The sequence below is a fragment of the Emticicia soli genome (assembly GCF_037860775.1).
GTDB classification, from domain to species: Bacteria; Bacteroidota; Bacteroidia; order Cytophagales; family Spirosomataceae; genus Emticicia; species Emticicia soli.
In genome coordinates, this window is sequence record NZ_JBBEWC010000005.1 from 41545 (window position 1) to 53845 (window position 12301).

General features: G+C 37.9%; 10 protein-coding genes and 2 tRNA genes. 8 read left to right on the plus strand and 4 right to left on the minus strand.

The features are described 5' to 3' along the window. The first annotated feature begins 84 nt into the window (after positions 1-84). The 4 genes from WAE64_RS08080 (at position 85) to WAE64_RS08095 (ending at position 5194) form a co-directional block, all read left to right on the plus strand. Positions 85-156, plus strand: a tRNA-Asp gene (locus tag WAE64_RS08080). 552 nt (positions 157-708) lie between these two features. Further along, positions 709-1803, plus strand: coding sequence for a slipin family protein (locus tag WAE64_RS08085; protein WP_340235754.1), 1095 nt, complete (start codon positions 709-711; stop codon positions 1801-1803). Between the two features lie 38 nt (positions 1804-1841). After that, positions 1842-3368, plus strand: a complete 1527-nt coding sequence (locus WAE64_RS08090) for an RtcB family protein (RefSeq protein ID WP_340235755.1) — start codon at positions 1842-1844, stop codon at positions 3366-3368. Positions 3369-4021: 653 nt separating this feature from the next. After that, entirely contained in the window at positions 4022-5194 is a 1173-nt protein-coding gene (locus tag WAE64_RS08095) for a hypothetical protein (RefSeq protein WP_340235756.1), read from the plus strand. A 211-nt stretch (positions 5195-5405) separates the two neighbouring features. Here the strand turns inward: WAE64_RS08095 and WAE64_RS08100 are convergent, their stop codons facing one another. Next, positions 5406-5951, minus strand: coding sequence for an NUDIX hydrolase (locus WAE64_RS08100; RefSeq protein WP_340235757.1), 546 nt, complete (start codon positions 5949-5951; stop codon positions 5406-5408). 152 nt (positions 5952-6103) lie between these two features. Then, positions 6104-7732 (minus strand): NAD(P)/FAD-dependent oxidoreductase, encoded by a 1629-nt coding sequence (locus tag WAE64_RS08105; RefSeq protein ID WP_340235758.1) that lies wholly within the window; start codon positions 7730-7732, stop codon positions 6104-6106. Positions 7733-7948: 216 nt separating this feature from the next. On the opposite strand from WAE64_RS08105, the gene WAE64_RS08110 reads away from it, so the two are divergent. The 4 genes from WAE64_RS08110 (at position 7949) to WAE64_RS08125 (ending at position 10398) form a co-directional block, all read left to right on the plus strand. Continuing rightward, complete coding sequence (locus WAE64_RS08110; RefSeq protein WP_340235759.1) at positions 7949-9343, plus strand: 4Fe-4S dicluster domain-containing protein; 1395 nt, start codon at positions 7949-7951, stop codon at positions 9341-9343. After that, positions 9343-9900, plus strand: coding sequence for an NADH-quinone oxidoreductase subunit J family protein (locus WAE64_RS08115; protein ID WP_340235760.1), 558 nt, complete (start codon positions 9343-9345; stop codon positions 9898-9900). Before WAE64_RS08110 ends, WAE64_RS08115 begins: the two co-directional genes overlap by 1 nt. A 59-nt stretch (positions 9901-9959) precedes the next feature. Then, positions 9960-10265 carry an NADH-quinone oxidoreductase subunit NuoK gene (nuoK, locus tag WAE64_RS08120; protein ID WP_340235761.1) on the plus strand — a complete coding sequence of 102 codons (306 nt, stop codon included), beginning with the start codon at positions 9960-9962 and terminating at the stop codon, positions 10263-10265. A gap of 59 nt (positions 10266-10324) precedes the next feature. Further along, positions 10325-10398: transfer RNA gene (locus WAE64_RS08125), tRNA-Arg, on the plus strand. 96 nt (positions 10399-10494) lie between these two features. On the opposite strand, the gene WAE64_RS08130 is transcribed toward WAE64_RS08125, so the two are convergent. Both WAE64_RS08130 and WAE64_RS08135 read right to left on the minus strand, forming a co-directional pair. Beyond that, positions 10495-11085, minus strand: a complete 591-nt coding sequence (locus WAE64_RS08130; RefSeq protein WP_340235762.1) for a 7-cyano-7-deazaguanine synthase — start codon at positions 11083-11085, stop codon at positions 10495-10497. After that, positions 11078-12298, minus strand: coding sequence for a PfkB family carbohydrate kinase (locus tag WAE64_RS08135; protein ID WP_340235763.1), 1221 nt, complete (start codon positions 12296-12298; stop codon positions 11078-11080). Before WAE64_RS08135 ends, WAE64_RS08130 begins: the two co-directional genes overlap by 8 nt. Positions 12299-12301 lie beyond the last annotated feature (3 nt).

A 12301-nucleotide genomic window follows, 5' to 3' on the forward strand; every position in this document is an offset into this window, starting at 1 on the left:
TACCCTGTCACGGTAGTAGCACGAGTTCGACCGGGGTGGCGCTCCACTCTCGTATGTTCGGCGATAGAAGTATAGAGTAAATTCGGAACATTAGTGAAATGGTTATCACGCTACCCTGTCACGGTAGTAGCACGAGTTCGATCCTCGTATGTTCCGCAATAGAGATTGTCATTGAACCTTGATGAGGGTTTCCATATAGCCCCATAGTGTTGGAGCAGTAGCTACCAATATGCTGTCAATGATGTTTTCTATTACTTTATCTGTTGGCCGAGGGTTCGAATCCCTCTTTTAGGTAATACTAAAATAGTTCAGTTGGTTAGAATAACAGAAAAAATGCAGGTTCGAATCCTGCCGGGCTCGTGAGGGCTTGTGGCGAAACTGGTTAAACGCAATGGACTTCCACTCCATATTTAGACAAACAAGTTAATCAGTCTGAAACTATTCGGGTGTTTTTCTTGCAGAAGCAAAACACAGTTCAGTCCAGACTAGCAAAAAGGAGGATACCGCTAAATAGAGATGATTGCTTCGGTACCAACAGCCTATATATAATATAAGGTAGATGTCTCGTGGTTACGAGAGACAAAAGCCTTAATTATAGCATAAGCCAAGGATACCGAACCGATGATTGAAGTTTATCTTAATCTGATTTCCGTTTCAATGAATCGGACAGCGTAAGACTGATTTTTTAACAAAGTAATTATTACAATCATGAGAAATATAAGAGTAAATGCCAACCAAGTAGCGTTGGTTCTGAAAAACAAAGCTTTCAAGCAATTGCTTGACGAAGGTTCTTACTGGTTCTGGGGAAACGAACAAATTTTCATTTATGAAAAAGGCAATGCCTTTGCTGCACCTATTGAATTGAATACCCTATTACAACACCCTGAGATGCAAGCTGCTCTGGAAGTAATAGAGGTAAAAGACAATGAAATTGTGGTTCAGTTTGAAGATAATCGTTTCAGAACAGTATTTGTTCCGGGTAAATATGCTTTCTTGAAAGGTATCAGAAATTATACTTATACTTCAATTGATTTAAGTAAAATAGAAATTACTGAGCCTATCAGCATGCAGTTAATCAGCACTAAATTAACAGCTTATGTAAGAAGCTACACAGTAGAATCTTACGAAAAAGGTGTGCTGATTGTTGACGGAAAGTTTGTACGCATTCTGGACGGAGGTACTTATTACTGGTGGAAAAACAGCATCAGCATACAAGTAGCTAAGGCTGATATGCGTCAGTTGCAACTGGAGATCTCAGGACAAGAGATTCTGACTAAAGATAAAGCCAATTTACGTCTGAATGCCTTCATTCAGTATCGAATCACCGATATTGTAAAAGCCATGTACGAAAACAAAGACTACGAAAAACAAGTATATGTTTTATTGCAGTTGGCTTTAAGAGAGTACATTGGCGGATTAACGCTTGATGAACTCTTGGATAAAAAAGAGGGTATTGTAGATTTCGTACTGAAAAGCGCTGCTGACAAATTAGCGGTTTTAGGAATCGAAATCAAAGGTTGTGGTATCCGTGATATTATCTTACCTGGCGACATGAAAGATATTATGAATCAGGTATTAATGGCTGAGAAAAAAGCACAGGCCAACATTATTATGCGTAGAGAAGAAACCGCTTCGATGCGTAGCTTGCTGAATACTGCTAAATTGATGGAAGAAAACGAAACCTTGTGGAAACTGAAAGAGATGGAGTATGTCGAGAAAATCGCCGACAAAATCAACAACATTACAGTTTCAGGCAATGGTCAGATTCTCGACCAATTGAAGCAGATATTTGTGAAAAACTAGGGGCAGAAATTTCTGCCCCCAACAAACATTAAATATAAATGGAAACAACAGTTTTGTTAGAAGAAATATTAACACTGGGCGATATACCAGAACATTTACATGGTAAGCTCTTAAGAATAGCCAATGGTTTGCATCAGAAAGCAGAGTATCCGAAAGAAAGAATACTAACGCTTTTTGCGCAGATGCTCGATAATCCTAAGAAATTTGCCTATTCAAAAAATAAAGTTACCAACCTTGCCAAAGAAATTTTTGAGCTAGGAAAACAAGGCAAAAAAGTAGAACTCACAGAAGCAGGTAAAGCGTTTTTACCACCTGAGTTGCCTGTATATGTAATGGACGAAAAGGCCAAGCAAGCAACTGTGGCTTTCAACTTAAGGGAAAATCCTTTACCTTATCAGATTTATGGTGCTGAGCATATTGAGCCGGGCGCTTTAAAGCAAATGGAAAATGCTTTAAGCTTGCCTATTGCTGTGGCGGGGGCATTAATGCCAGATGCCCACCAAGGCTATGGCCTGCCAATTGGAGGCGTATTGGCTACTACCAATAACACGGTAATACCTTATGCCGTAGGCGTAGACATTGCCTGCCGTATGTGCTTGTCTATTTTTGATATTAGAAGCGATTTCTTCAAGCGTCAGCCACATCTTTTGCAGCGAACTTTGAGTGAAAATACTAAGTTTGGTATGGGCGGCGAAACAGCTCGTAAGTTTGATGAAAGCGTGATGGATAAACCCGAATGGACAGCCACGAAGATAATCCGTGACTTGAAAGATAAGGCTTACCGACAATTAGGTAGCTCGGGCACGGGTAACCACTTTGTAGAGTGGGGAATAGTAGAAGTATTGGCCGACGATGATTTACTAGGCATACCAAAGGGTGAATATCTGGCTTTATTATCACATTCAGGCTCTCGTGGCTTTGGTGGGGCAGTAGCCGATTATTACTCTAAACTGGCTATGCAAAGAACAAAACTTCCTAAAGAAGCAGCGCATCTGGCATGGTTGGATATGAATAACCAAGAAGGACAAGAGTATTGGATTGCCATGAATCTGGCTGGAGACTATGCTTCAGCTAATCATCACGAGATTCATCAGAAAATAGCTAAAGTCTTAGGTGAATATCCTATCAAAATAGTTGAAAATCACCACAATTTTGCATGGAAAGAGGCATTGGCTGACGGAACAGAAGTAATCGTACACAGAAAAGGCGCTACGCCGGCAGGCCGTAACGACTTAGGGATTATTCCGGGCTCAATGACCGAACCGGGTTTTGTGGTACGAGGGAAAGGCGAGCCTGATTCATTAAATTCTGCTTCTCATGGAGCAGGGCGATTGATGTCTCGTACAAAAGCGCTTAACTCAATTACCCAAAGCGCTATGAAGAAAGTACTCGAAGAAAAAGGTGTACATCTGATAGGTGGCGATTTAGACGAGGCGCCAATGGTTTATAAAAACATAGAAACCGTTATTGCGTCTCAGACAGAACTTGTAGATGTATTAGCTAAATTTACGCCAAAAATAGTACGAATGGCCGATGCCAACCGCAAAGAAAAGCGAGAGGATTAATGCCTCTCGTTTTTTACAAAGGATATTATCTTGTACCTACTGGTAAAATATCTTTTTCTAAGCCTATTCCACTAATATGTTTTACATTCGCTCCAGATATTCTAAATAATGTTCTACTAATAGATGAGCTGTTACTCTATCATGAATACTAGCACTATAAACTATTACCTATATATACTTGGCCTTGCCATTAATATCTTTCCCTTCCAAACAAAATAGGGCAGATTTAACATATTGACTATCAATCGCATCGACGACCTACAGATAATAAACCAAGTATTTCTTTTTACTTTATCTTTTTTCTCTCTTTTTACTTTCGAAAGTAGTAATAAATTGTTTGTCATGATAAAGTAGTGGATTTAGATTTTCCACTGTGTCGCTGTGTGCAATACTTCTAAAATCCCATTAATTATTTCCCGCAAATTATGTTTCTGTTTTCTAGGTTCATTTAAAATTTCTTCAATAACTTGCCTTCGTTTTAGCGCTGTGATGGGTATCGGTCAATTCTGTAAAATGAGTGTACATTAAATTATGGATTTAATTGCTTAATAATTTAAGTAACCAGTACCTCCCTCAAAGTTTAAATCTACTCTATTAAGTAACCAACCTTATTTTAAAATTCAGCTTGTCTGAAAAAAAATATCATAAAACCGATGTTTACATTAGAAGAACGAATACAATCCTATTATAAAAACCTCAGAGATACTCTCTCTTATCCATTAACAATTAAGGTTGCTGATGAAATATTAAAGTTAGATTTAATAGCTCTAGTTGGCCATTTTAAAAAAGAAATGAATGAGAACTTTCAATATTGGTATGAAAAATATGGAGCCAGCTTAAAAGATAGGAATGAAAAGATAGGTTGTGTTTTTTTTGAACATTCTTACCCTTATTATGATGAAGATACTAGTGCCGAGGCGTATGGTATATCTTCAGATAGTCAGACCGATGAATATGGGTTGTATTCTCATTATGAAGTAATGGAGAATTTTGAAGCAAGTGGTGAAATAACGTTAAAAACATTTAAGCCGCTTGTGATATTTGAAGAAATGCCTGAAGAACTTAGAAATGATTATAATTTTTCTTCAGAAAGAGAATCTGTATTAGAGACTTATTACATGGTTAATAGCTTAATACTTGGACAAGCCATAAGAGAGATTTTTTATGCATCTAAATTTACAACCTTATGTGCAAGACCTTTCTTCATGGAGATTCAAGAGCACGATATGTCAAGTAGTCATAATGTATTAGCTTGTCTTTTTTCAGACCGGGACGAGAGAGAAAACGTAAAAAGTTTTAATTATGATTTACTCAACTATGAGATAGAAACTCTATTTGAAAATGCAATTACTCATGTAAAAGCAATCACGGATAAACTTCCAATATATAATATCAAATTTGTAATTTCTAATTATGAATGTTCACTTTTGTTTGAAGATAAACAATCATCAGACGACGAGTTGAAAAGGCAAACATCATTGATAGAGAGTAGCATAAAACATTATCAAAGTGAAGGTAACTTACATGAGGAAAATCGTTTAAAAGAGGAGCTTGACGGTTTAGATAGAAATTATGACTCGTACAATAGTAAAAATTCTATTTTTAGAGAAAATTTTTCAGTTTTTTCAATTCCAAATAAACCTGATAGCCGATTTGACGAGGAATATTTTTTAAATGACAAAGAAAAATTAAAGGTAATTGGTGGAATGATTGATGAAGCTTTTAAGAAAAATCAATCAAGACTGAAAGGCTTAAATTTAGATCCTGATTGCATACTTATCGCATTTGGAGACGATTATTTGAATAGGAAAATATGGAAAATTTAAACAGTCGCTGATTATTAAAATATCTAAAAATCTTTGAAATTGCAATATTGGCCCTAAGAATAGCTATATCGTATGGGCGTATATCATTATGTTTTCATAATTCTTATTAAATAATTCGCGATTTGCAAATCGCGAATTGCAAATCAAAGGAATATTAAAATTGCTATAAACAAGAAACGAGAGGATTAATAACTCTCGTTTCTTATATTGTTTATTCTATTCCCTTAATTATCTCCATTAATTCCGCAACCATCATAGCCGTAGCACCCCATACAATCTGTTCTTGTACAATAAAGCCGGGCGTTTCAAATCTGAATCCTCGGGCTTCTACAAATCGGGTTTGTATGGTTTCCGGCTTGCCGAATTCTGATAGCGGAACTTCTAGTATAGCCGCAACTTCACGCTCGTCAGGATAAAAATCTGGTCGATAATTAATATAGCCTAATACAGGCTGACAAAGAAGATTCGATGGGTTAATATATAACTCGGTAAGATTCCCCAGGATTTTTACATCTGATGCCTTAATGCCTATTTCCTCCTGTGCTTCTCTTAAGGCTGTATCCTGAATACCCTTGTCTTTTAGTTCAGCTCTACCACCCGGGAAAGCCATTTGCCCACCGTGCACACCATCATATTGCGGCCTCAGAATAAGCGGCAGGTAAATGTCTTCACCTTTCGGATAAAACAAAATTAGTACCCCACTTCTACGGGTAGTTTCGTTAGGTTCACCTTTTTGTCGCATTCGATTAGGTGACATCTTCCGTACAATTTCATCATGCCCGGGTAGGGAATGATTGTTTAATTGATGGGAGAGTTTACTGATGAAGTCAGCGAAATTCACGGTGTAAAATAGTCGTTAGGTTAATATATAGTTTTTGCAATTTAAACAAAAAACTTTATAATTCACCCTCAATTTGCGTAAAGTCTGGCAAGTTGTTCTGCACATCTTTCGCCATCCATCGCTGCCGACACAATTCCGCCTGCAAAACCTGCACCTTCACCACAGGGGAAAAGTCCCTTTATTTGCAAATGTTCAAGGCTCTCTTTATCTCGCGGAATTCGGACAGGCGACGAGGTTCTGCTCTCAATACCAATCAGTTGTGCCTCATTGGTTACATAGCCTTTTATCATTTTTCCAAACTGTCGGAAACCCTCCTGTAGCGGTCGGGCAATGATATCAGGCAGCACTTCTGCCATATCTAACGAAGTAAGCCCGGGTTGGTAAGAAGTCGGGTTTAAAGCCGAAGAAATTTTCCCGTTCAAGAAATCTTGTAATCTTTGCGCAGGGGCTAACTGGCAATGCTGAGAATCTGCATCTTTATTTTTCTCTTGATTCATCATTGCAAATTGTCGGCTTTTTAAAGCATACTGAAACGCCTTTTGCTCAACCTCTTTTTGTAGTTCTAAACCTGCCAATGGTCCTGCACTTTTGTTTTTCTGCCAATCGGCCTCGTTAATGGCTACTACAATACCCGAGTTTGCATATTTAGAATCTCGTCTGTTGGGCGACATCCCATTTACAACTAATTCTCCCTCATCTGTTGCCGCAGGAACTATAAAACCACCCGGACACATACAAAAACTAAAAACACCCCGTTGTACATTTTTATAATTCGTTTGCGCCACCAGGCTATAAGCCGCAGCAGGCAAAATACCCCTTTCAGGGCGGTGGTATTGGTGTTGGTCTATCAACGATTGCGGGTGTTCTATACGCACACCCATTGCAAATGGCTTGGCTTCCAAGAATATGTTTTTCTGAAACAGTAGCTCAAAAATATCTCTTGCCGAATGACCCGTAGCCAAAATTACACCTATACCCGCAAAGGTTTGTCCGTCGGCAGTAGTTACGCCTTTTATCTGATTATTAGTAATCGTCAAATCGGTAACTTTGGTATTAAAATGAATTTCTCCACCTGCTTCCAGAATACTTTTTCTAAGGTCGGCCACTACGTTCGGCAATTTGTTGGTGCCTATATGTGGGTGCGCATCGACCAATATCTGAGGAGTAGAACCATGTGCTACAAGTATCTCCAGAATCCGTCTCACATCGCCTCGTTTTTTCGAGCGGGTATATAGTTTTCCATCAGAATAAGTACCTGCGCCACCTTCGCCAAAACAATAGTTTGAGTCAGGATTCACAACATGGTCTTGATTGATGGCAGATAAATCTCTTCGGCGGGCTTGTACATCTTTACCTCTTTCTAATACAATAGGCTTAATGCCTAATTCAATCAGGCGCAAAGCGGCAAATAACCCGGCAGGGCCGGCACCTACTACAATAGCCTGCTTATTTTTGCTTACATCAGCATAATTCTTCTCAAACTCCATCACCGGAGCAGGTTTTTCGCCTACATATAATTCTACTTCCAGATTAACCTTCACCTGTCTGTTACGGGCATCGATAGATTGGCGTAGTTTCTGAATAAAAACCTCGTCGGTAGAATTGGGTAAAGAAGCCTGCGTTAGTAGAAATTGGCGTAAGGCTGCATCGTCGAGCGCTATTTCGGGCTCTAGTGTGAGTGTAAATAATTGTCGCATTATTGAAAGGTTGTTATCCTTTAAGGTATATGATATAAGCGGGTTAAAGGCTGTAATAGCTAAATCTTTTCAGAATATCAGCCTCAGAACCCTTGTTGAGCAAATCTTTTTTTCAAAATTAGGGTTTTAAAGATTAAATGGCAAATTTGGGTATATATTTGCAAATGGATTAACCTGAGCACCTGCGTAATGAGGCGCTAATGATTGGATATTGTAATGGGATATTTTAAAGATATAAGACTTGGGATAAAAACAACTGTAAAAGGCATGAGCCTGACATTCCGGCACTTCTGGAATGCCCGCCAAAGCAGAACTCCCATTTCGGTACAAAACCCGGACTACTTCGTACAAGATACCGGAATTGTAACACTTCAGTTTCCGCATGAATCTATACAAGTACCAGATAACGGCCGATACCAGCTTGATTGTGAGATAGACGATTGTATTGTGTGTGATAAATGCGCAAAGATTTGTCCGGTTGATTGTATTGATATTGAGCCGATTAAGTCTTCTGAAATCATCAGCTATGCATCTGATGGCTCGCCTATCCGTTTATATGCCGCCAAGTTTGATATCGACATGGCTAAGTGTTGTTTCTGTGGGCTATGTACAAGCGTTTGCCCGACAGAATGCCTTACCATGACCAATGAGTATGATTTCAGCGTAGTTGATATTACACAAATGAACTTCGAGTTTTCGAACCTTTCACCGCAGCAAGCAGATGAAAAACGAAAACTATACGAACAATTTGTGGCAGAAAAAGAAGCCGCAAAAGCTGCTCCGAAAGCACCTGCTGCGCCAAGTACAGAAACGGGTACTACAAAACCTGCATTTAAGCCAGCGTTTAAGCCTGTTGCAAAACCTGTATCAACAGAGCCGGAAGCTGTAAAAGAGGAAAAAACAGCAGAAGAGGCACCTAAGCCAAAACCTGTTTTCAAACCTGTAATGAAAACAGCCAAGCCTCAGGATGCCGAAACACCCAAAGCAGAAGAGAAAACAGCAGAGGAAGCGCCTAGGCCAAAACCTGTTTTTAAACCTGTAATGAAAACAGCGCCGAAGCCAGTTGAGAATGTAGCACCAGAAGAAGTAAAAGAAGAAAAAACTGCCGAAGAAGAGATTAAACCGAAAACTTCGTTCAAGCCAGTATTCAAAACTGCACCAAAACCAGTTGAGAATATAGCACCAGAGGAAACGAAGGAAGAAAATACAGATAAACCAGCCGAGGAAGCTAAACCAAGAGCTTCATTCAAACCTGTATTCAAATCACCAGCCAAATCAGTTGAGGCCGTAGCGCCTGCTGAGGAAGAAGCGAAGGAAGAAAAGGTAGAAGAAGCACCGAAGCTTAGAGCCTCGTTTAAACCTGTATTTAAAGCGCCTACCAAACCAGTTGAGGCGGTAGCGCCTGCTGAGGAAGAACCAAAAGAAGAAAAGGTAGAAGAAGAAGCACCGAAGCCTAGAGCGTCGTTTAAGCCTGTGTTTAAAGTGCCTGCCAAACCAGTTGAAGATGTAGCGGCAGAGGACGTAAAAGAAGCGAAAGCGGAAGAAGAAGCACCAAAACCAAAGCCAGTTTTCAAACCGACAATGAAAATTCAACCTAAAAAATCAGAGTAGTGCATATCGAAGACTTATTGAAAAATATCGACCAGCAATTAGTGTTGCAAATTGCGTTTTTTACATTTGCTTTTATTACTATTAGCGGAGCAATTTATCTGCTTTTTACAAGAAATGTATTGTATGCTGCCTTTAGTTTGTTGGTTACGCTTTTGGGTGTAGCTGGTTTATATGTTTTTGCCGGAGCCGATTTTTTGGCAGTGAGCCAGATCATGATTTATGTAGGAGGTGTTCTGATTCTGATGATTTTCGGAATCATGCTTACCAACAAGAAAAAAGACCAGCAAAGGTCTGACCAACTGAATAAAATTCTGGTGAGCCATCATAATCGGTTTTGGGTTGCTATTGTGGCGGTGTTGTTGTTCCTGGGTTTTCTGAAAGTAATTTTTACGGCTAATTTCCATTTGGTTGGTAAAGAAATTCACCAAGGCACAACCGTGCAGAAGCTAGGTATAGGTTTAATGACAGATTATGTTTTTGCCTTTGAAATAATAGGTTTGTTATTATTGGCTGCCTTGATAGGTGCCGCTTACATAGCAAAGAAAGAAAAAGCCTAGTAGGGATGGAGATGTGGGCAGAGGGGCTCAATTTATGATTCACGATTAAAATTAATTTAATGATATACGTTCAGAACTATCTTATTATTGGTGCTTTGTTGTTTTCGATAGGTTTGGCAGTAGCTGTTACCAAGCGTAATGCGATATTGGTACTAATGGGGATTGAATTAATGCTCAATGCAGTTAATTTAAATCTGATAGCTTTTAGCCAATATGACCCTAATCGTTTGCAAGGACAAATGTTTGCTTTGTTTGTAATGGTGATTGCAGCGGCAGAAATTACAGTTGCTTTGGCTATTATCTTGAAAATATATGACTATTTCAAGAATATTGACCTAAAAACAACAAATGAATTAAAAAAGTAAAAAAGTACTTGACAAATACAAAGTGAACTGCTACCTTTGCAGTCCCAATTCGGGAACAAGGCTGCGTAGCTCAACTGAATAGAGCGTCTCACTACGGATGAGAAGGTTTGGGGTTTGAATCCCTACGCGGTCACAGAAAGTATAAAAAACCTTCAAATAGCGATATTTGAAGGGTTTTTTATATTAAAATCTTCCTAGGATTTGACTAAACATAAAAAATCTTTTATGTTTAGTCAAATCCTAATGATTGCATCGTATATATATATTTATTGCATCCGTTACAATTACCGCAAGGAGTATTAGATTTATGACATGAGTGTGCCCAACCTAAAATTTCAATAGGGACTTTACTTAATGTAACTAACTCTATTGTAGAGAGATTAATACCAGGGACATTTATTTTTATATTTCCTTCCTGCAATTCCATCAGAGAGTTTATATGAGTATAAAATGGTAGAGTTCCATCTAAATGAAAACTGTCATTTTTTACAGACCCTAATATTAATTCATTAATACCAAAATCTATAGATTTCATCCCTGCTAAAGTAATCAATAACTGATTACGAAATGGCCACCATTCAGAAGAAGGAGCATGATTAGTGGGGCTTTTATTTGCTAAATCCCCGGATCCTAGTAAACTACAATCTACAATAATAGGCACATGAACTATGTTTAATATTTTGCATATTTCTGCACTTGCTTTCATTTCTGAAATAGCTGCTTTCTGTCCATAATCAATGGTAAACGCATATTGTGGTCTTAACCAAAATGCTAGTGCAATGGAGTCAATTCCTCCAGATAATAGAAGGCCTTTAATCATTAGAAATTAGCTGCCAAATAGCATTATAAATGGAAGTTGTAAAATCACTAAATATTATACAATTGGTGCCTTGAAGCATAGTTAATGCTTCCGGTGTTTCATTTTGAACATATGCTACAACAGGAATATTTTTTGCTCTAGCATATCCAATTTCAAATAAAGTCCCTGAATCTAATCCATCTACTATTGCAACCATTAGATTAGAAGTATTGATTGCTTCAATATCTAAAGGAACGACATATTCTGGTAAACCGTATCCAACATCATGCATGGGAGAAAAAACATTCCCTCCCATACTCAGTAATGCTTCTCTAAATTGTTGTATAAGCCATCTTTGAGGGAAAGTAAAGAAGGGCCCTGCTAAATAAATTTTCAAATCATTTGTTTCTTTAAATTTTATTTCTTTGATATTGATATTATTAGCTTTTTCGCGAAAATTTAGCTCTTTTGAACTACAGTATTGTGCAGTATTATAAGATGCCTTAAACGCCGCTTCTTCTATAGAGTTTAGTTTAACTATCCAATGATAAGCAAAAGCCGCAGTAAATACATCTCCAGATCCAATAGACCAAACATTACTCGTTTTATATGCAGGAACAACTGTTTCTAGTCCTTTATCTGTAAATACATAGGCACCTCTTGGTCCATCTTTAATTATTATCGCTTCAGCTGATTCATGAGTAAAGAAAAAATTCTTTATATCGAGCAAGTCTTGTTTTTTAGTATAAGCTTTAGCTTCTGACATATTAGTAATTATTACTAACCTATCTGCTTTGTTACCCATATCCTTAAACGAGGATGGATTAACTGGAGATTGAGGATCGTAGACAACTTTATTACCTTTTACAGTTACGTGTCCTTCTATAGTTCCGTATAAAACTATATTATCCTTTTCCACAAAAAGCTGATTATTTTGTTTATTAATTGTATCTAGTCTAGGATATATTAAAGGTTCAGATAATGGATGGTCATATTTGAATGTTATAGACTCTGAAATATGGAATGGATGACTTTTTATCTTTTTGAAGATAAATTTTAGATAATTTAAATGTTCAGTTATCTCAGTGTCACCAAATGTATAGAAATCAATATCGACGGAACTATCAAGGTTATTAATAGTTAATGCTCCCCTTAAGCCGGAACCATATATTTCTCGCCACCGAGGCTCAAAACATTCTTCGAAGTATGTTCCACCAATAACATTTATATTCATAGC